A 20,938-nucleotide genomic window follows, 5' to 3' on the forward strand; every position below is an offset into this window, starting at 1 on the left:
TTGAAGATGGGGGCAGGGCAATGAGCGAAGATACTTCGGGTGACGCGGATTTCTCCTACGACATCCACAAAATCCTCAAGGCCCTGCCGCATCGCTACCCGCTGTTGCTGGTCGACCGGGTAAAGTCGCTCGAACTGGGTGAGAAGATTCACGCGGTAAAAGCCGTGACCATGAACGAGGAGTTCTTCCAGGGGCATTTCCCCGGCGCTCCCATCATGCCCGGCGTGCTTCAGATCGAAGCGATGGCTCAGGCGGCCGCGATTCTCGGCATCGAGACGCTGGAGCTGGCCGGAACGGGCAAGCTGGTCTTCTTCATGGGAATCGAGAACGCCAAGTTCCGCAGTCCTGTGACTCCGGGCTGCCTGCTCGATCTGAAGGTCGAGTTCGTCCAGAAGCGTAGCCGCGTCTACAAGTTCAAGGGCGAGGCGAGCGTCGAAGGCAAGGTAACCTGCCAGGTAGAGTTCACCGCAATGATCGCCGACCCGCCGGCTTGATTTGCGCGCCAGTTGGCGTGCGGAAGAGAAGGCAATAGTTTGGGTTGCTTTTCCCTGCGGGCCAAACTAAACGCGCCGCTTCTCCAAAAGACAGCACCGCCGGTCGGAACCGGCGAAAGCTATGAAGGAACAGAGTTATGAAAGCCGAAGGGCACCCCGAGTACCACATGATCACGGTCAAGATGACCGATGGTACCGAATTCCAGACGCGCTCCACCTGGGGCAGCGAGGGCGATACGCTTACGCTCGACATCGACCCGACCAGCCACCCGGCATGGACCGGCGGTCGTCAGCAGCTTCAGGAAGGTGGCCGCGTTGCAGCCTTCAACAAGCGCTTCGGTGGGCTTTCGCTCAAGAAGTAAGCGACTTACGAGCTTCGCGATCTTCGGATCGCAAGGGGAAGGCGGGCTGACGGGTCCGCCTTTTTCGTTTCTGGCCCAGATGGCCTAAGCAGCTTCAGAAGCGCAATTGATGCAGCGGGTGGCGATAGGGCGTGCTTCGAGGCGTTCCTTGCGGATTTCGTTGCCGCACTTCGCGCAGGTGCCATAGGTGCCGTTCTTGATCCTGAGCAGCGCGAGGCGGATCTGCTGGATTTCGGCGCGAAGGACATCGTCGACACCTTCAAGCGCTTCGTCATCTGCGAGGTCGACCGCCTGCTCTTCCCAGTCATCGTCGAGCGGGTGACGCAGGTCGTCCTCGATCACTTCCGCCCGCGTCAGCAGATCGTCGAGCCGCGTGCGCAGCTTGGCTTCAATCTCGCTATATTCGCTCATCGTCATCCCCACTCCTTTTCGCGATACCATTTGGTTATCACATATTTGACGCCCTTGCGGACCTTCATTCCGTGATGGAGCGTCGCAGGATTGACGCTGCCATCGGCGCGGCGGTTGTTCCAGCAGAGCAATTTGCCCGTTTCCGGCTGGAATGTCTTGCCCACCGCCTTGAAACGCGTAGCACCGCCAGCCTCGACTTCATTGAGGTAGATCATGAAAGTCCAGCTGCGCTGCCCGGCGACCGAGCAGAACCTGGAATAATCCGCGCCCTCGGGCGTGAAATAGTCCGTATGCGGCTTGAACTCCTGCCCGACATCATAGCGCTGACCCTGCACCGGTTCGCCGTGTGCCGGATCGATCCCGTTGAGCGCGAAGAGCAATTCCTCCAGTCGCGAGACGGCTGGTTCGTCGGCGTCGAGATCGCAGGTTTCGCTGGTGCGAAAATAGGCGTCGCCATTGTCGTCGGCTATCGTCGAAGGACGACGGTTGGCGTCGATAAGATCGATCAATTTCGCACAAAGCCCGGGAGGCACGAAATCGCGACATTGGAACAGTTCGACCCTGGGGCTGGGGACGCGTCGCATGCCGTTACGAGTCATCAAGCGCTCTGCAGAAGATTCGCCCGCGGCCAGCATGATGGAAGAATAGCCCAGCGGCTCGTTCGGACAAGCGCGAAATAATCTTGCTTTCTGGCGTGCGAGACGCAGTTTTCGCTTTGCAAATCATCCGCCCTGTGCAACAGGCTCGCCCCCGCTGCGGCGAGCCTTGACGGCACTGCCAAGGCGCGTATCAGCCCCGACTGCGCGACACGCAAAGGCATCGGGTCGGGGCATATGGCGATCGTAGCTCAGTTGGTTAGAGCGCCGGTTTGTGGTACCGGAGGTCGGGGGTTCAAGTCCCCTCGGTCGCCCCATTTTCCCTCTCTCATGCCCATGTGACCGCGCACCACGCGATGACGCGATAAAGGGCTTTGCAATGACGGCTTTCTGGACCGAACCGGATTTCGACGAACACGAGCGGGTCGAGCTCGTTCATGATCGAAAGAGCGGCCTGACCGCCATTATCGCGATCCATTCCAGCCATCTCGGCCCGGGCGCCGGTGGCACGCGTTTCTGGCACTATCCCGATCCTTCGGGCGCAATGCGCGACGCGCTGCGCCTCAGCCGCGGGATGAGCTACAAGAACGCGATGGCCGGACTGCCGATGGGCGGAGGCAAGGCCGTGATCCTCGCGGACGAGAACCGCACGAAGACGCCTGAAATGCTCGCCGCTTTCGGCGATGCGGTGGACAAGTTCGGCGGCCACTATGTAACGGCCGAAGACGTCGGCATTTCCGAAGCGGACATGGTTGCCGTGTCGCAGCGGACGCAGCACGTTTCGGGTCTTCCGGCGCAGGGCGAGGACGCTGCTGGCGGCGATCCGGGCCCCTTCACCGCGATCGGTATCTTCCATGGCATCAAGGCTGCGGTCGAGCACAAGCTTGGCAAGGACAGCGTCGAAGGTGTGCATGTTGCGATCCAGGGCACCGGCAGTGTCGGCGGCGGTGTCGCGCGATTGCTGGCCAAGGAAGGCGCCAAGCTGACGCTCGCCGATATGAACGCCGACCGGGCTGAGGCGCTGGCAAAGGAGCTGGGCGGCGAAACGGTGGCCGCAGACGCGATCATGGGCGTTGCCTGTGATGTATTCAGTCCCAATGCGCTGGGCGCGATCCTCGATGACGAGGGGATTGCGCGGCTGGAGGCGCCGATCGTGGCAGGCGGCGCAAACAACCAGTTCGCCCGCGCGCATCACGGCAAGGCTCTGGCCGAGCGCGGGATCCTTTACGCGCCCGATTATGTCATCAACGCCGGCGGGATCATCTCGGTGACGATGGAATATCTCTGCCGCCAGCACGGCGAACCTTGCGACATCAATGAAGTGCGCAAGCGGATCGCGCAGATTCCCGGGCGGCTCAAGCAGATCTGGGAAGAGGCGGAAAGCAGTGGCCTCTCCTCCGATGTCGTCGCCGATCGCATGGCGCAAAAGCTCATCGGCCGGTAACCTGCGCCCGATGCACCGCCGCTTGCGTGTTTTGCGGCTTGCGAGTGGCGAGTAGCGCTGTAATACGCGCGGCAACGGTTTCGTATCCATGCATGGTTTCGCCAATCCCAAACGGTTTCTCTCGCTCGCGCGATGGCTGACCCCTGCGCTGCTGGGGAGCGGCGTTGTATTGACGGCGCTCGCTTTGCTGTGGGGGCTGTTTTACGTGCCGCCCGACCGGCTGATGGGCGAGACGGTCCGCATCCTCTTCATTCATGTGCCGAGTGCATGGCTGGGGATGGGCGGCTGGGCCGCAATCGCCATCTCCAGCCTCGTACTGCTGGTGTGGAAGCACCCGCTCGCCGCCATCGCGGCGCGCGCAGCTGCTGTCCCGGGCATGGTGTTTACAGCCATATGTCTCGCCACCGGATCGATCTGGGGCAGGCCGACCTGGGGCACCTGGTGGGTGTGGGACGGTCGGCTCACGAGCATGCTGGTGCTGTTGTTTCTCTATGCCGGCTATATCGCACTGGCGCAGGCCGCCTCGCGCGATGGAGCCTCGGCGCGGATTCCCGCCATTTTCGGCCTCGTCGGTGCGATCAATATCCCCATAATCAACCGTTCGGTCGTGTGGTGGAACTCGCTTCATCAGCCGCCGTCGATCACGATGGGAAAGAGCGCGATCGATCCGGCGTTTCTCTGGCCGCTAGGTGTCGCGGTGCTTGGGTTCTCATTGATTTTCGGCGGTGTAGTGCTCGCCCGGATGCGCGCCTTGCTCGCCGAATTCCAGGCAGAGGCGCGGATGCGCCGCAGGGCCTTGGAGGCCGCATGACGTACGAAGCACTCGATCAGTCGACCTTTGTCGCGGCTGCCTATGTCGTCGGCGTCGGCGGAACGCTCGCCATGATCGCATGGAGCTGGTTTTCCATGCGCCGCGCCGAAGATCGACGTGACCGGGTGAAACGCGGATGAGCGCGCTCAAGCCCAAGCACCAGCGCCTCGTGCTGGTCATCCTCGCCCTTGTCGCAATCATCGGCGCCGGGCTCATCGCGGCTTGGTCGCTGAGGAATCAGGCGAACTATTTCTACCTGCCCGACCAGTTGGTTGAAGCGCCGCCGTCGGTGGGGCAAGCCGTGCGTCTCGGCGGGATGGTGGCGGAAGGCTCGCTCCAGACGCTGCCCGATGGCGTTACCATCGCGTTCGAGGTGACCGATCAGGAGGAAGCGCGCGTGCCGGTGCGCTATCGCGGGATCGTGCCCGACCTGTTTGTCGAAGGTTCGGGCGTCGTAGCCGAGGGGAGCCTCGATGCCAGCGGAACATTCGTCGCCACCAATCTGCTTGCGAAGCATGACGAGAACTACGTCCCGCGCGAGCTGCAGGAAATGAGCGAACACCAGGCGGCCAAGATGGCTGAAGAGACCACGGTGGGCCTCGAGTGATTCCAGAGCTCGGCCTTGCCGCATTGTGGCTGGCCGCCGCGCTCGCGGCCTTGCAGCTGTTCGCAGGCGCAATGGCACAGCGCGAAGCGACGGGCGAGCTTGCCATGCTGGTCCGCCCCGCTGCAATCGTCCAGGGCCTTCTCGCCGCCTTCGCGTTCGCGATGCTGCTGTGGGTCTTCGCCATAACCGACCTTTCGGTGAAGCTTGTGGCGAGCAATTCGCACTCGATGAAGCCGCTGATCTTCAAGCTATCGGGAGCCTGGGGCAATCACGAAGGTTCGATGCTGCTGTGGGTCACCGTGATGGCGCTGGCTGGTGGACTGATCGCGCTGGTGGAGCGGCGCCTGCCGGAGAAGACGATGAATGCGACGCTTGCTGCGCAAGGCTTCGTCGCGCTCGGCTTCTACGCTTTCCTGATTTTCAGCTCCAATCCTTTCGAGCGCCTTCCGGTCCCGGCGGCCGAGGGCCTCGGCCTCAATCCGCTGCTGCAGGACATCGGTCTCGCCTTCCATCCGCCCACGCTCTACATCGGCTATGTCGGGCTATCGGTAGCGTTCAGCTTCGCGGTCGGAGCTCTGCTCACGCGGCAGGTCACGCCCGATTTTGCCCGTGTCATGCGCCCCTGGGTGCTCGGCGCCTGGGTTTTCCTCACGCTCGGCATCACTGCGGGCAGCTACTGGGCCTACTACGAGCTCGGCTGGGGCGGCTGGTGGTTCTGGGACCCGGTCGAGAACGCCTCGCTCATGCCATGGCTGGCGGCAACGGCGCTGCTCCATTCGGCAAGCGTTCTGGCCGCGCGAGATGCGCTGCGCACCTGGACGATCATGCTCGGCGTCGTAGCATTTTCGATGAGCATGCTCGGCACCTTCCTGGTGCGCTCGGGGATACTTACCAGCGTCCATGCCTTCGCCGTCGATCCGGAGCGCGGGACATTCATTCTCGTGCTGCTTGGACTTTATATCGGCGGGGCTTTGCTGGTTTTCGCGCTGAGGGCAGGTTCAGTCAGCGAGGGCCAGCGCTTCAAGGCCTTGAGCCGCGAGGGCGCGCTGGTGTTCAACAATGTGATGCTCTCGGCAATCCTCGGGATTGTTCTGCTCGGCACGCTCTATCCGTTGCTGACCGAGGCCTTCGACGTGCGCGTGTCGGTCGGGCCGCCGTACTTCAACCCGGCCGGCGCGATCTTTGCCATTCCCATGCTGCTGGTCATGGCGGTGGGTCCGCTGCTGCGCTGGCGTGGCGATAGCTGGGACAGGGTGAAGCTGTCGGTCGCCATCGTCACGGTCCTGATCGTTACCGTTGCGGTCGGAGTGACTCTCTTCGCCGATGTCAGCGTGCTCCCCCTGCTTGGGCTGGCGATTGCGGCGGGCCTCGCCGTGGCAAGTTTCCTGCCGCTCAAGGGCCGCCGCTTGACCCGTGTGCCCATTGCGACCTGGGGCATGGTGCTCGCGCATTTCGGCATGGCCGTGGCACTGTTCGGCATGGCAAGCGAGAGCGCCTTCACGCAGGAGAGGCTCGCCGCAGTGGCACCCGGCGATACCGTCGAAGTGGCAGGATGGCAGGTCACGCTCGGAAGTGTCGACCCGGTGGCCGGGCCTAACTGGACCGCGATGGAAGGGCATTTGATGGCGCAGCGCGGTGACGGCGAGCCAATCCGGCTCGACCCGCAATCACGCAACTTCTGGGCGCCTGCGCAACAGACCACCGAGAGCGCGCTCGCCACCCGCTGGGACGGGCAGCTCTACGCAGTGATGGGCGGGCAGGCAGATGACGGGCGCTGGCAATTGCGGCTGTGGTGGAAACCCTTCGTCACGCTGATCTGGTATGGCGGCATGCTGATCGCACTTGGCGGCGTGCTTGCGATCATCGGTCGTCTGCTAGCAGACCTCAAACGCCGCGAAATTCGCCGACGCGTGAGCGAACGGCGCGAAGACAAAGAATTGGCGAGGGCAGGGTAATGCGCTGGACACTTTGGGTGCCGTTGGCACTGTTCGCCTTTTTCCTGGGCCTGGCAGCCTATCAGCTGTCTCAGCCCAAGGACGAGTTCGTCCCGTCCACAATGATCGGAAAGCCCTTGCCGGAGTTCGACCTGCGACCGGCCACCGAGGAACTACCGGGAGTTGCGCTCGAAGACTTCAAGGACGGGACGCCTCGCCTGCTCAACATCTGGGCGAGCTGGTGTCTGCCCTGCATCGCCGAAGCTCCGCATCTCGAAGCTCTGAACGAAGCGGGCGTGGAGATTTTCGGTGTGGCCATCCGGGACAAGCCCGAGGATGTAACGCGCTTCCTCGAAACCCACGGCAATCCTTACACACGCATCGGCGCAGATGATCTGTCGGCGCTCCAGCTCGAGATCGGATCGTCGGGCGTACCGGAAACCTTCGTGATCGATGGCAATGGCATCATTCGTTACCAGCACATCGGCGATGTGCGAGAGGATGACGTGCCGATGCTGCTCGAGAAATTGCGTGAGGCAGGCGAGTGAGGGCGCTGCTCGCCTTGTTCGCCGCCATACTCGCCGTGCCCCTGCTCGCGCAGTCAGCGGTGCCGCCTGCGCCTTACGCCTATCGCCAGCTGGAGGACCCGGCGCAAGAGGCCGAGGCGGTCGCGTTGATGGAAACCTTGCGCTGCCTCAAATGTCAGAGTCAGTCGATCGCCGATAGCGACGCGCCGATGGCGGGCGACATGCGGCACCAGGTCCGCAGCCGTATTGCCGCGGGCGAAGAACCCGAAGCGATCCGCGCATGGCTGGTCGAACGCTACGGCGACTACGTCAGCTATGCGCCTACGGTGAGCAGCACGACGTGGCCGCTGTTCGTCGTGCCCGCGCTGCTGGCGCTCGTTGCGCTGCTCGTTTTGCTGAGCCGGATGCGTCGGCGTGGGTCGGAGAATGCGTCTTGACCTGGATCGCGGTCATCCTGCTGGCGGCGCTTGCACTTGTAGTGGCGATTCTGGCGCTGCGTTTGCCGAAGAAGGGCTGGACGCTGTTCGCCGCAGTCTTGCTGTTCGGTCTGGCGGGATATGCCTTGCAAAGTCGCCCCGATCTCGCATCGGCACCAAAGCAGAGTAGGGTTGCGGATGCGGCGCAGTCCGGCGAGGCGATCGTTTCCGCGCGCCGTGCCCTGTTCGATTCCGGTCAGCCACCGCCCGGATTTCTCACGGTTTCCGACGGATTTGCAAGGCGTGGCCGGTATGAGGAAGCGGCGCAATTGCTTCGCAACGGTCTCGCGGAAAATCCGGGGTTCGGCGAGGGCTGGCTGGCGCTCGCCAATGCGCTGGTGGAGCATGCTGATGGCAGGGTGACGCCAGCCGCCCGCTATGCCTATGACCGCGCGGAAGACACTCTGCCCGGCAATCCGGGCCCTGCATATTTTCTCGGCATCGCCTTGCTGCGATCAGGTCAGCTGGGCGAAGCGAGGGATGTCTGGGCAGAACTGCTCGAAAATACGCCCGAAGGCGCCCCTTGGCGCGACGATCTGGCAGCTCGGGTAGAAGGACTTGGGCAAATGCTGGAGCAATCCGCCCGCCAGCCGGGGCGATAAACTCATGTTGCAGGGCAACATAGCCGGTGCTAAGCGCCGCCGCCTTGCTCTGGGCAAGGATATTGCCGCGCGATTGCGGCGGAATGATACGGGTCCTTAAGGGCAGTACCGGTTAGGTCGGGAAATCCATTCGGAATGAGCGAAGCACCAGCACCAGCACATCAGCCGCCATCGGGCGGCCATGCCCATAGTGGGTCCAAGGCTGCGCTGGCGGTCGGTGCGATCGGTATCGTTTTCGGCGATATCGGCACCAGCCCGCTTTATGCCTTTCGCGAGACATTCGTCGGGCCCCATCCCCTCGCGCTCGATACGGCACATGTTCTCGGCGTCGTCAGCCTGATTTTCTGGTCGATGACCTTGGTCGTCGCGATCCAGTATGTCACGATCCTGATGCGCGCGGATAACAAGGGGCAGGGCGGTTCGCTCGCTCTCGTCGCGCTGATTTCGCGCCATATCAGCAAGTCGCGATACGGCTGGCTTGCGGTACTGCTCGGGGTTTTCGCGACATCGCTATTCTACGGCGACAGCATGATTACGCCTGCGATCTCGGTGTTATCCGCCGTCGAAGGGCTGACCGTGGTGGATAGCCGGCTCGACCAGCTGGTCATCCCCATCGCACTTGTCCTGCTGGTATTCCTCTTCGTGCTGCAGAAGCGCGGGACGGCGAAGGTCGGCGCGCTCTTCGCGCCGGTGATGATCGTCTACTTCACCGTGATTGCGAGCATGGGTGCCTGGCAAATCTTTCAAACGCCGCAGGTCCTGTGGGCATTGAACCCCTATCATGCGGTCAACTTCTTCATTCTCGACGGCACGCTCGCTTTCCTTGCGCTTGGTTCGGTCGTTCTGGCGGTGACGGGGTCAGAGGCGCTCTATTCCGACATGGGCCATTTCGGCCGCGGACCGATGCGCCTCTCGTGGTTCGGCTTCGTCATGCCTTGCCTGCTGCTCAACTACTTCGGGCAGGGCGCGATGATCATCGGCTTGCCGGCTGACGAGGCCGCGCAGGCGATCCAGAGCCCGTTCTTCTTCCTTGCAAACGAAGACTGGCGCCTGCCGCTGGTATTCCTCGCCACGGTTGCGACCTTCATCGCGAGCCAGGCGGTTATCTCGGGCGCCTTTTCGATCACCCACCAGGCGATCCAGATGGGCTATATCCCGCGCCTTTCGATCCGCCACACGAGCGAAACCGAGGGCGGCCAGATCTACATCCCGGTGGTGAACTGGGCCCTGATGGTCGCAGTGCTCATCCTCGTGCTGACCTTCCAGAACTCGTCGAGCCTGGCGAGTGCCTACGGCATCGCGGTGACGGGTGCCGTCACCATCGACACGCTGCTGATGGCGGTGCTGTTCGTCGGCGTGTGGAAATGGAAGTGGTGGTACGCGCTGCCGGTCGTGCTGATCTTCCTGATCGTCGACGGCGCTTACTTCGCAGCCAACCTTTCCAAGGTGCCCGATGGCGGCTGGTTCCCGCTGATCGTCGGTCTCATCGCCTTCACCTTGCTGACCACCTGGGCACGCGGTCGCAAGCTGATGCGCGAACGGATGAGCGAAGTCGCGCTGCCGATGGAAATCTTCGCCAAGTCCGCGAAGAACTCTGCCACCCGCGTTCCGGGCACGGCTATCTTCATGGCATCGAGCACGGCAGGCGTGCCTTCCGCACTGCTGCACAATATCAAGCACAACAAGGTGCTGCACGAGCGGGTCATCATCCTGACGGTCAACATCACCGATGCGCCTTATGTCGATCCGAACGAACGCTGCGAATACAATGACCTTGGCGATGGCTTTTATCGCGCAGTGCTCAATTACGGCTTCATGGAATCGACCGACGTTCCCTTGGGGCTCAAGCAGATGGAGCGGTGTGGCGGTGAGTTCGACATGATGCAGACGAGCTTCTTCCTGTCACGCCAGACGCTGCTCGCTTCGGACAAGCCGGGCATGCCGATCTGGCGCGAAAAGATCTTCGCCTGGATGCTGCGCAACTCGGCAACGGCGATGGATTTCTTCAAGTTGCCCACGAACCGCGTGGTCGAACTGGGCAGTCAGGTCGAGATCTAGACCAGCCTCAGCTGCCCGTAGGCGGCTCGTCCTTCAGCACTTCGTCCGCATCTTCGAACGAGAGCCCGTGCTTCAGCAGCATCGGGATCTGGCTGAAGGTGAAGAGGAAACTGAGTGGCATGAAGACCCACAGCTTGGCCCAGAGCCAGCCTTCGAAGTCCATCATCCGCACCAGCACTTCATTGAGGCCAGCGAGCGCGAAGAAGAAGAAGCCCCAGTTGCGCGACAGCTTGAGCCAGCCTTCCCGGTCGACCCCTTCGAAAGCGGCTTCCAGCAGGATCTGCAGCAACGCCTTCCCACGCAGCCATCCCCCGATCAGCAGGACGCCGAACAGCGCGTAGATCGCGGTCGGCTTGAACTGGATGAAGCGTTCGTCCTGAAGCCAGATCGTCAGGCCTCCGAAACCGACGATGAGTGCGGTCGAAAGTGTCAGCATGGGCGAGACATGTCCGAACTTCAGCTTGCTGAAGGCGAGCGCGATGACCGCCGCGATCATGAAGGCGATGGTGCCGTAGATGACCGCTGCGATTTCGCCGAAGGTCGATGTCTCGGGCGGCTGGTAGAACTTGTACACGCCGAGGAAGACCAGCAGTGGGCCATAGTCGACAAGAATGTTGAGCCAGCCGCTTTTCGGCTTGGGTTTCGTTTCGCTCTGCTGGTCCATTAGGCCACTCCCGCGATGACTTTTGCCACCAGATCGGGATCGAAGGGACGCAAGTCATCGATCTTCTCGCCGACGCCGATAGCGTGGATCGGCAGGCCGTATTGCTCGGCCGCCGCGACCAGCACGCCGCCGCGCGCGGTCCCATCCAGCTTGGTCATGATGAGGCCGGTAACGCCCGCCACTTCCTTGAAAACGTCGATCTGGGAGAGCGCATTCTGGCCGTTGGTCGCATCGAGCACCAGCACGACGTCATGCGGCGCAGCTTCGTTGAGCCGACCGAGGACACGGCGGATCTTCGCCAGCTCGTCCATCAGCTCGCGCTTGTTCTGAAGCCGGCCAGCGGTGTCAACGATCAAAGCGTCGATGCCCTGGTTCGTCGCCGCTTTGACCGCGTCGAACACGATGCTGGCCGGATCGCCGCCTTCCGGCCCCTTTATCAGCGGCGCGCCGATCCGGTCTGCCCAGGTCTGGAGCTGGCCGATGGCGGCAGCGCGGAAGGTATCTCCCGCTGCCAGCATTACGCCGTAATCATCTTCCTGGAAGAGATGCGCGAGCTTGGCGATGGTGGTGGTCTTGCCGCTGCCGTTGACCCCGATCACCAGAATGACCTGCGGACGCGGGAACGCCGTGATCTCGAGCGGCTTGGCGACCGGACGCAAGATTTCCGCGATTTCCTCGGCCACGGCTTCCTTGAGTTCGCGCTCGCTGATTTCGAGCCCGAACCGCTTGTCGGAAAGCTTCGCCCGAATGCGCGCAGCGGCGCTCGGGCCGAGGTCGGACATGATGAGCGCATCCTCGACATCGTCGAGCGTCGCGTCATCGAGCTTTGCAGTCCCGACGACACCCGTCAGGTTCTCGGACAGGCGGTCCGAGGTCTTCTTGAAGCCGCCGAATAGCCGCTCGGACCATGATGGTTTGGGTGTATCCGCCTCGCTCATACGAGCATTCCTTCTTTTATTTTGTCTGGCCGGATAGTGAGGATCGTCCCGGCGTTTGTGCCCTCGGGCAATAGGGCGCGCGCGAAGTTTTCCGCATGGCCGGTGCCATCCTTTTCGGCAAGGACACGGTGCGATCTTCCCAGCTGCGCTTCGAGCCATGGTGCGCGGATATGCGCTGCCGCTTCGCGCAATTCGGCCGCACGGCGCTTGATTTCCGGTCTGTCGACCTGTGGCATCCGCGCAGCAGGCGTGCCCGGGCGGGGCGAATAGGGGAAGATATGCGCGTGGACGATGTCGAGCTCGCGGATCATCGCGATATTCGCCTGGTGATGTTCTTCGCTCTCGGTCGGGAAACCTGCGATGATGTCGGCCCCCACCGCGATTTCCGGGCGCGCAACCTTGAGGCGCGCGACCAACCCGTCCGCTTCGGCGCGGCTGTGACGGCGCTTCATGCGCTTGAGGATCAGGTCATGGCCGTGCTGCAGTGAGAGGTGGATATGCGGCATGACGCGCGGTTCATGCGTGAAGAGCTCGAACAGCTCGTCATCGACCTCGATCCCGTCGAGCGAAGACATGCGCAGGCGCGGCAATTGCGGAAAGCGCTGCAGTATCTGGCCTACCAGATGCCCGAGTGGAGGCTTATCCGGCAGATCGTGCCCCCAACTGGTGACGTCGACGCCTGTCAGTATGACTTCCGATGCGCCCTGCTCGAGATGCGTTTCCACCTCGCGCAGAACTTCGGCGACCGTCAGCGAGCGGCTTTGGCCGCGTCCTTGCGGGATGACGCAGAAGGTGCAGGCGTGGTCGCAGCCGTTCTGCACCGCGATGAAGGCGCGGGTGTGCTGCGTCGGAATGGGCGCGCTGGCAGCGGGCACGTTCCAGGCGCGCGCATCAAGCTTGGACGTGTTGGCGATCAGCCCGTCGACCTCGGGCATCGCGCCGAGTTGTTCGCGCTCGATCTCCGCCGCGCAACCGGTGACGAGCAGCCGCGCATCGGGGCGCGCACGCCGCGCCTTGCGGATGGCCTGCCGCGTCTGACGGACGGCTTCGGAGGTCACCGCGCAGCTGTTCACGACCACGAGGTTGTTTTCAGCCGACAGAAGGGCGCGCATGCGCTCGCTCTCGGCGATGTTGAGCCGGCAGCCGAGCGAGACGATTTCCGCGCCGCTCACGTAGCGTCTCCGGCGAAGTCACTCCATTCGAAGCTACCGGTAAAGCTTGTCGTGGCCGGGCCTGTCATCAGGATCGTGCCGCCTTGCTCCCAGGCGATTTCGAGGTCTCCGCCGGGAAGGTGGACCGTCACCGGCGAAGTCACACCCTTGTGGGCGATAGCTGCAACCGCTGTGGCACAGGCGCCGGTGCCGCAGGCGCGGGTCAGGCCTACGCCGCGCTCCCAAACACGCAAGGTAATCGCTCCATCGGCAATGCTCGCGACATTGACGTTGACCCGTGCGGGGAAAAGCGGGTCGGTCTCGATCAGCGGGCCGAGCCGGTCGAGTTCAACCGCGTACGGATCCTCGACGAAGAAAATCACATGCGGATTGCCGACGTTTACAGCTGCGGGATTTTCGAGGCTCTCCCACGAAACCGGCATGGAGGCCGTGTCCATCGCATAGGCGAGCGGGATATCCTCCCAGCCGAAACGCGGCGTTCCCATGTCGACCCGCGCGCCGCCGTCGAGCGGTTCGAGCGCGATTACGCCACCGCTGGTTTCGACCCTGGCGGGCTGGCCATGGAGCAGCGCGACCGCCCGCGAGGCGTTACCGCAGGCCTCTACCTCGCCGCCATCTGCGTTGAAGATGCGCATGCGGAAATCGGCCGCATCGCTCGGCTCCAGCATGATGAGCTGGTCGCAGCCGATACCGGTCTTGCGGTCGGCCAGCGCCTTGGCCACCGGCGGCGACATCGCGGGCAAGCTCCCGTTGCGCCCGTCGAGCACAACGAAATCATTGCCGAGACCGTGCATCTTGGTGAAGGGAATGCGCATTGCCCCGCGCATCTATGCGCGCGGCGGTGGATCGTCCAGTGTTTCGCGAAAAACGAAAGGGCTAGGATCAGCCCCCGGCGGCCTGCTTCGTCTCGGGCAGGGCCGTGGCCGGATCGCCTGCAGCCAAGTCCGATGTGGCAGCTTTTGCACCGGCGAGGCGACCGACATTCTCGAGCCGCGCCATGACCTGCTCCTGGGTTTCGGGCCGCCCGTAATGGTATCCTTGGCCCTTGAGCTTGCCCATTTTCTTGAGCGCTTCGAGAATCTCGCCGTCCTCGATGCCCTCGGCGGTGATCGGCATGTCGAGCCCGCGCCCGAGCGAGACAATCGCGTCGACGATCTGCGAGCTTGCCTCGGCTGCGCCGAGCTCACTGATGAAGCTGCGATCGATCTTGAGCCTGTCGAACGGCAATGAGCGGAGCTGTTCGAGGCTCGAATAACCGGTGCCGAAATCGTCGAGACTGACCTGTACGCCCTGGTTGCGCAGACTCGCGATCATCGTGCGAACCATGCCGATATTTTCGTGCAGGCAGCTTTCGGTTATCTCGATTTCGAGCCGGTGCGGCGGGAAATTATGTTTGACCATCAGCTTGAGCAGCTTCTGGGAAAACCAGGGGTCGCGCAGCTGGATCGGTGAAATATTGACCGACAGGGTCAGCGAGGGATCCCAGAGCAGGGCGTCTTCGAATGCCTGCGCCATGAGTTGTTCGGACAGTTCCGCGATGACGCCGATGTCCTCGGCGATCGGAATGAAGATTTCCGGACTGACCACGCCCATGGTCGAAGAATTCCAGCGCGCGAGCATTTCGAAGCCCATCAGTTCGCCTGTCTCGAGGTCGATCTGTTGTTCGTAATAGGGCACGAACTCGCGGTTCTCTACGCCGCGGCGGATGCCCGATTCGAGCTCGTTGCGGAAACGCAATTCGTTTTCCATCGTCGCTTCGAACCAGAAATGGCGTGATTTGCCCTGCTTCTTGGCCTGGTACATCGCGATGTCAGCGCGGTGCATCAGCGTGGCGGCATCGGCTGCTTCGTCGGAAAGCGATGTTCCTTCGTGGTCGCTGGCAATGCCGATCGACATGCTTGTGTCGACATAGACACCCTCGACCTCGAGCGGGATGGCCGAACTTTCGAGCAGTCGGATGGCGATGTCGTCGATCCGTTCGGGCTGCATCCGGTCGAACGGCAGGACGAATGCAAACTCGTCCCCCCCGATCCGGGCGAGAAGAGCGTCATCGGGAAGGCGCGAACGCAGGCGATTGGCCATTTCGACGAGCACGACATCGCCGACCGAATGGCCGTTCATGTCATTGACCTGCTTGAAATTGTCGAGATCGACCATGAAGAAGGCGATCGCCTGGCCGCGGGCATTGGCGCGCAGTCGAAGCTGTTCGGTAGCATGCGTCATGCTGCGACGATTGAGGCAGCCGGTCAGCGGATCGGTTTCGGCAAGCTGGCGAGCAAGCGCTTCCGCCTTCTTGCGTTCGGCGATTTCGCTGGTCAGCTCGCGATAGCGCCGCCAGCCGAAGATGATCAGCGCGATGTTGAGCAGCAGGGCGTTGACCAGCACGAGGTCGGGCCCTTTGCCGTTCCCGAGCATGGAGCGCACGACATCGGGCAGAACACTGCCGCCGGTCGCCACGAACAGGATGATCGCGGCAATCGCGATCCCCAGCGCGACAAGGTCCCGTTCAGCCCGCCCGAGAGTTTCGTTGGTCTGCTTTTCCGACACTTCGTTCAATGATCCCCCAGACGCGGCACGACAGCACCGCAGCGGATTCCCGAATAGCGCTATGCGAGCACAGCTTAAAAATCGGGTTAATTCCTGATTTGGGAGGGGCTTGGGGTGGAACCGGAGAAAGCTACGGTTTAGTGCGCAGCCAACAAAACACCCCAAGGAGATTGCAACGTGGCCCGATACTGGCTGATGAAGTCCGAACCCTTCAAATACAGCTGGGACGACCTCGTCGCCGAAGGGGAAGGGACGTGGGACGGGGTGCGTAACCATCGTGCGAAGAACAATCTCGCCGCGATGAAGGTGGGCGACGAAGCCTTTTTCTACCACTCGCGCGAGGGGCTGGAGATCGTCGGCATCGCCACGGTCAGCGTCGATGGGATCATGGACCCGACCGACCCGGAGCAGAAATGGGCGGCGGTCAAGATCAAGCCCAAGTGCAAGCTGAAAACGCCGGTCACGCTCAAGCAGATCAAGGCCGAACCGCGGCTGGCCGATTGCGAGCTGGTGCGCCTTTCGCGCCTCTCGGTCGCCGAGATCACCCCGGAGGAATGGAAAATCATTTGCGAGATGGGTGGACTCTAGAGCGCGTCGCTTTACGCGCGCAGCAGACTGCCGCTTCAGCACAACGTCCCGTCGCTGCCGATCGGGCGCACGGGAACTATCACCGGTCACCTTCGTTTAACCCATTGAGAAGGCGAGAGATTTTCTTTCGCCCCAACAATTGGAGAACCGCAATGGGTGAACTTACAGAAAAGGTGAAAGGCAACGCCAACGAAGCCGCTGGCGAACTGAAGCAGAAGTCCAGCGATCCGGAAACCCGCGCCGAAGGCCGTGCGCAGGAGCGCAAGGGCGAAGCCCAGCAATTCAAGGGCGAAGTCGAAGGCAAGCTCGGCGACGACATCTGATCACGCCTGGATTGACCAAATGAAAAGGCCGTCCCGTTCGGGGCGGCCTTTTCTTTTCTCGCACAGTTGCTGGGCGCCCGTCAGGTGGAAGCCCGCAATCCGCTGACCGTTGCTCCGCTTGCGGCGAGCTGCTCGACGTCGATCTTGGCATGGATCAGGCGCAGTCCGCTGTGTCCCTTGGCTTCGGTCAGCGCGTCCTTGAATGCTTCGGTCGTGTCGACCGCCCGGCTCCACGCGCCGTAGGCCGCGCCGAGCGCCGCGAAGTCGGGATTGGCGAGGTGGGTGGCGGAAACCCGCTCGGGAAACTCGCGCTCCTGGTGCATGCGGATCGTGCCGTAAGAGCCATTGTCGACGATGATGACGAGCATGTTGCAGCCATGCTGAGCCGCCGTGGCAAGCTCCTGAGCGTTCATCAGAAAATCGCCATCGCCTGCGACAGCGACTACCGTCCGTTCGGGAAAGCGCAGGCTCGCCGCGACTGCGGCTGGCACGCCATATCCCATCGACCCGTTGGTAGGCGCCAGCTGGGTCGGAAAGCCTTCATATTGCCAGAAGCGATGCCACCAGCCCGAGAAGTTGCCCGCACCATTGCAGATTATCGTATCGGCCGGAAATGTGTCGCGCATGAAGGTGACGCATCGCCCCATGTCGAGCGCGAAGTCGCGCGGCGAAGCGGTTGCCCATTCTTCCCATTCGGCGTGAGCTTGGGCACCAGCATCGAAGGAAATGATACTGTGATCCTCCCACAAGGCGGCGCTTTCCGCGAAATCGTCCATCGCGCAGCACAGGGCGAGGTCGGCACGATAAACGCGGCCCAATTCCTCCGGATCCGGATGCACGTGGATGAGCTGCGCCTCGGGATGGTCCAGCGCCGGGAAGGAATAACCGTCGGTCGTCGCTTCACCCAGCCGCGCGCCGACCGCGAGCACAAGGTCAGCCTGCTTGACCCGTTCGACCAGCTTCGGATTGGGACCGTAACCGAGGTTGCCGGCATAGACGGGTGAACTCGGCGAAATCGCGTCCTGACGGCGGAAAGCTGTGGCGACGGGAATGCCGATCCGCTCGGCAAATAGCTGAAAATACTCGCGCGCCTTCGCATTCCAGCCCGCGCCGCCGATGATCGCAATCGGGCTCGCGGCATCGCCGATCATCGCCATCATCGCCTGCATGGCATCGGGGCAGGGGGCCTGGGCGGGGCGCACCACGAAGGGGCGGGGAGTGCCGCTCACATCCTCGTGCAGCATGTCTTCGGGCAGGGCGAGCACAGCCGGGCCTGGCCTTCCGGAAATGGCGGTGCTGTAGGCGCGCGCGATATACTCTGGGATGCGCGCAGGATCGTCGATCCGTGCCGACCATTTGCAGATCGGTGCGAAGAAGGCAGCAAAATCGACCTCCTGGAAGCCTTCTCGGTCGCGGGCATCGCGCGCGACGTCACCCACGAAGAGAATAAGCGGCTGCGAATCCTGATGCGCGGCGTGGACCCCGATGGAGGCATTGGTGGCGCCGGGACCGCGCGTGACGAAGGCAACGCCGGGCCTGCCGGTCATCGCTCCGTCGGCGCAGGCCATGTAGGCGACGCCGCCTTCCTGGCGGCAGGTCACGACATCGATCGCATCGCGCCCGTGCAGCGCGTCGAGAACGGGGAGGAAGCTTTCGCCCGGGACGGTGAAAATACGGTCGCAGCCCTGTTCGATCAGGCAGTCGACGAGCAGCGCCGCAGCGCCCGGAGTGGTGGATTTACTCATGCCGCGGCGATTACTCCGCGGGGCCTATGCTGGCAATGCAGTGGATATTCACCATGAACATCTGTGCTTAACGTCCCGTCAGTGGACAGCCCGGATTTGCGCCGCGCGCGATGGTTATTTTTCCGTTAAGACTTTACCCATGCGTAGATCACTCGTCCTCAAGACCGAAGCCGCAAGGCACCCGTTTCTCGCTTCGCTGCCGGCACATGTCCGGACCCGCGAATACGAGAACCCGGCAGAATCGCTCTGGCGCCTGACCCAACAAGACGTGCGCGGATTTGCCAGCACCTATATTGCAGCCTTCGCAGCGGTGCTGGTGTTCATCGTCTGAGGATCAGCCCCTCGAGAAATAGGGTATTCGGGTAATCAGGCGGTCAGCGGACCGGCATCGAGCTCTGCCCGGTAGAGCCGCTGCCCCAGCCAAGCGGAAAACAGGCACATGGCGGCGCTGAGCAAGAGCTGCTCGGCCACGTCGATCCCGATTGCACTCATCGCCATCGCGACCAAAGATCCTGCGACCATCGCTCCGGAATTGACGATATTGTTTGCGGCAATGGTGCGCGCCGCCTGATCGGGCGCCGAACGTGTCGTCAGAAAGGCGTAGAGCGGCACCACGAACATTCCGCCAGCAATGGCGATGCCAAGGAGCGATAGCAGGATTGCGCTTGCCAGGGGCCAGGCGAGAAACTCGCCCACGTCCATGATCTCTGAGATGTCGTAGGACTGCCAGTATCGGCAGATCACATAGAAGGCGACGACGAAGACGCCCATGGCGATCACCGAAGCGGGTGAATAGCGCGCCGAAACCTGCCCCTTGAGCAGCGCGTTGACCGAAACCGAGCCGATCGCCACCCCGACCGAGAAGATCACGAGGAAAAGGCTTGCGACCTCTTTCGACGCCATCAGCGTGTTCTTGGCGAGCGGTGGGAACTGGATGAACAGCACGGCACCGATGGTCCAGAAGAAGCTGATCGCGAGGATCGCGTAAAAGATCTGCCGGTCGTGCATGGTGTTGCGCACCAGTGCGATCGAAGCGCGGATTATGTGCCAGTCAAGCTTCTTGACCTCGCCCATCGGCGGTGCGGTTGGGACCTGGCGGCTGACGAGGTAACCGACAATCGAGGTGCCGATGATGCCCGCTGCGGCCCATTCGACCGGTATCCAGCCGGCAAGAATCGTCCCTGCCAGAATCGCGACATAGGTCCCGGCCTCGACCAGCCCGGTGCCCGCAAGTACCTCTTCCTTGCGCAGGTGCTGCGGCAGGATCGCGTATTTGATCGGTCCGAGAAATGTCGATTGCACGCCGGTGAGAAACAGCGCGAGCAGCATCAAGGGAATAGCTACAGTGTCGATCATGATCCCGCGCCAGGCGAGGTAGAGGCCGAGCGCGCCGATCAGCATCAGTCCGATCTCGCACGCCTTCACCGTCCGAATGATAGCCGCCTTGTCGCGCATGTCGGCAAGCTGTCCGGCAAGTGCCGAGAGCAGGAAGAAGGGCAGGATGAAGAGCGCGGAGGCGACCGCGCTGAAAAGCCCCTCTGCGCTTTCGTCGTTATAGACCGAATAGACGACGAACAGGACCATCGCCGTCTTGTAGAGATTGTCGTTGAAGGCGTTGAAAAGCTGCGTGACGAATAGCGGGAGGAAACGTCGGCGCGCCAGAATATGCGTCGAAACTGTCATTTTCCGGGGACGCCCTCTCTTTCCATTGCTGACCCATAAAGCTTGCGTGGCAGTGAACAAGCGGCTTCCGCCGTCTTTTGCCCGGCTGCACAAGGCGCTAGAGCGTCGAAACGATGCTGACGCTGCCGAACATCCTCACGCTTTCGCGCATCCTGGCGGTGCCATTCCTCGCATTCTTCCTGTGGTGGCCCGATTGGGCGCTCGGTTACCTTATCGCCTTCGTGCTCTATTCGCTGATGGGCGTGACCGATTATTTCGACGGTTACCTCGCTCGTTCTAGCGGCGCGGTTTCGAAGCTCGGCATTTTCCTCGATCCCATTGCCGACAAGATCATGGTCGCCGCCGTCATTCTTGTGCTGACGGCACAAGGCGTGCTGCGCGGGCCGTATGTTGGCGACATGCATGTCATTGCAGGGCTTATCATTCTCGTGCGTGAGATCGCGGTGTCCGGTCTGCGCGAGTTTCTCGGCGGGCTGCAGGTCTCGGTGCCGGTAACGCGTCTTGCCAAGTGGAAAACGACCTTCCAGATTCTCGCGCTCGGCTCGCTCATTCTCGGGCATGGCCTGCCGAACTGGAATGTATATGTGTTCGGGATCGACGCGAATGTCCCGCACACGGTTGGCCTGACAACGCTATGGGGTGCAGCGATACTGACGCTGATGACCGGCTGGGATTATCTAAGGGTCGGTCTCAAACACATGGATTGAACGATCTTGACAGATTGAGCCCGAGAATCCGGGAACCTAGCAAGCACTTTCTCCATTGATTGGTTAACAGCGGCGAGCATTGCCGCAGACTGAAATGATCGGCGCATGTTGGACGGGGTTGGCGCCGTGTAGAGATACAGGACCCGTCCATGCTTCGCGCTATTTATCGCCGCGATATCAGAGAACTCGCGCTCGCTGCGTACACAGCGAGATCCAACGATAAAACATTTCTCAAGATTTGGGGGGTAT

General features: G+C 62.2%; 24 protein-coding genes and 1 tRNA gene. 16 read left to right on the forward strand and 9 right to left on the reverse strand.

Translation table 11 applies throughout. From position 1 onward, the window contains the following. Positions 1–20: 20 nt before the first annotated feature. A complete protein-coding gene (gene fabZ / locus CCE89_RS11615; RefSeq protein WP_086438245.1) occupies positions 21–494 on the forward strand; it encodes a 3-hydroxyacyl-ACP dehydratase FabZ in 474 nt (157 codons plus the stop codon). Between the two features lie 137 nt (positions 495–631). Continuing rightward, positions 632–856, forward strand: coding sequence for a 50S ribosomal protein L31 (gene rpmE / locus CCE89_RS11620; RefSeq protein ID WP_086438246.1), 225 nt, complete (start codon positions 632–634; stop codon positions 854–856). Positions 857–940: 84 nt separating this feature from the next. On the opposite strand, the gene CCE89_RS11625 is transcribed toward rpmE, so the two are convergent. Further along, positions 941–1,267 (reverse strand): TraR/DksA family transcriptional regulator, encoded by a 327-nt coding sequence (locus tag CCE89_RS11625; protein WP_086438793.1) that lies wholly within the window; start codon positions 1,265–1,267, stop codon positions 941–943. Positions 1,268–1,269: 2 nt separating this feature from the next. Next, positions 1,270–1,902 carry a prolyl hydroxylase family protein gene (locus tag CCE89_RS11630; RefSeq protein ID WP_086438247.1) on the reverse strand — a complete coding sequence of 211 codons (633 nt, stop codon included), beginning with the start codon at positions 1,900–1,902 and terminating at the stop codon, positions 1,270–1,272. Positions 1,903–2,103: 201 nt separating this feature from the next. Between CCE89_RS11630 and CCE89_RS11635 the strand changes: the two genes are divergently transcribed. The 10 genes from CCE89_RS11635 to CCE89_RS11675 all read left to right on the forward strand — a co-directional run bounded on the left by CCE89_RS11635 (position 2,104) and on the right by CCE89_RS11675 (position 10,322). Next, positions 2,104–2,180, forward strand: a tRNA-His gene (locus tag CCE89_RS11635). 62 nt (positions 2,181–2,242) lie between these two features. Then, positions 2,243–3,307 (forward strand): Leu/Phe/Val dehydrogenase, encoded by a 1,065-nt coding sequence (locus CCE89_RS11640; RefSeq protein ID WP_086438248.1) that lies wholly within the window; start codon positions 2,243–2,245, stop codon positions 3,305–3,307. Positions 3,308–3,395: 88 nt separating this feature from the next. Further along, on the forward strand, positions 3,396–4,118 hold the full coding sequence (gene ccmC, locus CCE89_RS11645) for a heme ABC transporter permease CcmC (protein ID WP_086438249.1): 723 nt from the start codon (positions 3,396–3,398) through the stop codon (positions 4,116–4,118). After that, complete coding sequence (locus CCE89_RS15345; RefSeq protein WP_200810343.1) at positions 4,115–4,258, forward strand: hypothetical protein; 144 nt, start codon at positions 4,115–4,117, stop codon at positions 4,256–4,258. Before ccmC ends, CCE89_RS15345 begins: the two co-directional genes overlap by 4 nt. After that, positions 4,255–4,725, forward strand: coding sequence for a cytochrome c maturation protein CcmE (gene ccmE / locus CCE89_RS11650; RefSeq protein ID WP_086438250.1), 471 nt, complete (start codon positions 4,255–4,257; stop codon positions 4,723–4,725). The genes CCE89_RS15345 and ccmE overlap by 4 nt, the downstream gene beginning before the upstream one ends. Beyond that, positions 4,722–6,680 (forward strand): heme lyase CcmF/NrfE family subunit, encoded by a 1,959-nt coding sequence (locus CCE89_RS11655; RefSeq protein WP_086438251.1) that lies wholly within the window; start codon positions 4,722–4,724, stop codon positions 6,678–6,680. The genes ccmE and CCE89_RS11655 overlap by 4 nt, the downstream gene beginning before the upstream one ends. After that, positions 6,680–7,207: a DsbE family thiol:disulfide interchange protein gene (locus tag CCE89_RS11660; RefSeq protein WP_086438252.1), complete on the forward strand. Its 528-nt coding sequence runs from the start codon at positions 6,680–6,682 to the stop codon at positions 7,205–7,207. Before CCE89_RS11655 ends, CCE89_RS11660 begins: the two co-directional genes overlap by 1 nt. After that, the gene (locus tag CCE89_RS11665; protein ID WP_086438253.1) at positions 7,204–7,623 is read left to right on the forward strand and encodes a cytochrome c-type biogenesis protein; all 420 of its coding nucleotides are present in this window, start codon (positions 7,204–7,206) and stop codon (positions 7,621–7,623) included. Before CCE89_RS11660 ends, CCE89_RS11665 begins: the two co-directional genes overlap by 4 nt. Continuing rightward, positions 7,620–8,264, forward strand: coding sequence for a tetratricopeptide repeat protein (locus tag CCE89_RS11670; RefSeq protein WP_086438254.1), 645 nt, complete (start codon positions 7,620–7,622; stop codon positions 8,262–8,264). The genes CCE89_RS11665 and CCE89_RS11670 overlap by 4 nt, the downstream gene beginning before the upstream one ends. 135 nt (positions 8,265–8,399) lie before the next feature. Continuing rightward, positions 8,400–10,322: a potassium transporter Kup gene (locus CCE89_RS11675; protein ID WP_086438255.1), complete on the forward strand. Its 1,923-nt coding sequence runs from the start codon at positions 8,400–8,402 to the stop codon at positions 10,320–10,322. 7 nt (positions 10,323–10,329) lie between these two features. On the opposite strand, the gene CCE89_RS11680 is transcribed toward CCE89_RS11675, so the two are convergent. The 5 genes from CCE89_RS11680 to CCE89_RS11700 all read right to left on the reverse strand — a co-directional run bounded on the left by CCE89_RS11680 (position 10,330) and on the right by CCE89_RS11700 (position 15,643). Next, complete coding sequence (locus CCE89_RS11680) at positions 10,330–10,986, reverse strand: inner membrane-spanning protein YciB (RefSeq protein ID WP_086438256.1); 657 nt, start codon at positions 10,984–10,986, stop codon at positions 10,330–10,332. Continuing rightward, positions 10,986–11,924: a signal recognition particle-docking protein FtsY gene (gene ftsY, locus CCE89_RS11685; RefSeq protein WP_086438257.1), complete on the reverse strand. Its 939-nt coding sequence runs from the start codon at positions 11,922–11,924 to the stop codon at positions 10,986–10,988. Before ftsY ends, CCE89_RS11680 begins: the two co-directional genes overlap by 1 nt. After that, on the reverse strand, positions 11,921–13,096 hold the full coding sequence (locus CCE89_RS11690) for a MiaB/RimO family radical SAM methylthiotransferase (protein WP_086438258.1): 1,176 nt from the start codon (positions 13,094–13,096) through the stop codon (positions 11,921–11,923). The genes ftsY and CCE89_RS11690 overlap by 4 nt, the downstream gene beginning before the upstream one ends. Continuing rightward, a complete protein-coding gene (gene dapF, locus CCE89_RS11695; RefSeq protein ID WP_086438259.1) occupies positions 13,093–13,911 on the reverse strand; it encodes a diaminopimelate epimerase in 819 nt (272 codons plus the stop codon). Before dapF ends, CCE89_RS11690 begins: the two co-directional genes overlap by 4 nt. Positions 13,912–13,978: 67 nt before the next feature. After that, positions 13,979–15,643 carry a putative bifunctional diguanylate cyclase/phosphodiesterase gene (locus CCE89_RS11700; protein ID WP_234990108.1) on the reverse strand — a complete coding sequence of 555 codons (1,665 nt, stop codon included), beginning with the start codon at positions 15,641–15,643 and terminating at the stop codon, positions 13,979–13,981. Between the two features lie 177 nt (positions 15,644–15,820). Between CCE89_RS11700 and CCE89_RS11705 the strand changes: the two genes are divergently transcribed. After that, a complete protein-coding gene (locus tag CCE89_RS11705; protein WP_086438795.1) occupies positions 15,821–16,231 on the forward strand; it encodes an EVE domain-containing protein in 411 nt (136 codons plus the stop codon). Between the two features lie 152 nt (positions 16,232–16,383). Further along, positions 16,384–16,554 carry a CsbD family protein gene (locus CCE89_RS11710; RefSeq protein ID WP_086438260.1) on the forward strand — a complete coding sequence of 57 codons (171 nt, stop codon included), beginning with the start codon at positions 16,384–16,386 and terminating at the stop codon, positions 16,552–16,554. An 80-nt stretch (positions 16,555–16,634) separates the two neighbouring features. On the opposite strand, the gene CCE89_RS11715 is transcribed toward CCE89_RS11710, so the two are convergent. Further along, positions 16,635–18,299: a thiamine pyrophosphate-binding protein gene (locus tag CCE89_RS11715; protein WP_086438261.1), complete on the reverse strand. Its 1,665-nt coding sequence runs from the start codon at positions 18,297–18,299 to the stop codon at positions 16,635–16,637. Positions 18,300–18,438: 139 nt separating this feature from the next. On the opposite strand from CCE89_RS11715, the gene CCE89_RS11720 reads away from it, so the two are divergent. After that, a complete protein-coding gene (locus CCE89_RS11720) occupies positions 18,439–18,630 on the forward strand; it encodes a hypothetical protein (RefSeq protein WP_086438262.1) in 192 nt (63 codons plus the stop codon). A gap of 35 nt (positions 18,631–18,665) precedes the next feature. On the opposite strand, the gene CCE89_RS11725 is transcribed toward CCE89_RS11720, so the two are convergent. Continuing rightward, positions 18,666–19,982: an MFS transporter gene (locus CCE89_RS11725; protein ID WP_086438263.1), complete on the reverse strand. Its 1,317-nt coding sequence runs from the start codon at positions 19,980–19,982 to the stop codon at positions 18,666–18,668. A 113-nt stretch (positions 19,983–20,095) separates the two neighbouring features. Here CCE89_RS11725 and pgsA point away from each other — a divergent pair, with 113 nt between their 5' ends. Then, the gene (gene pgsA, locus CCE89_RS11730; RefSeq protein WP_086438264.1) at positions 20,096–20,689 is read left to right on the forward strand and encodes a CDP-diacylglycerol--glycerol-3-phosphate 3-phosphatidyltransferase; all 594 of its coding nucleotides are present in this window, start codon (positions 20,096–20,098) and stop codon (positions 20,687–20,689) included. The last annotated feature ends 249 nt before the right edge of the window (positions 20,690–20,938 follow it).

Source organism: Altererythrobacter xiamenensis (assembly GCF_900177715.1).
Classification (GTDB): Bacteria; Pseudomonadota; Alphaproteobacteria; order Sphingomonadales; family Sphingomonadaceae; genus Erythrobacter; species Erythrobacter xiamenensis.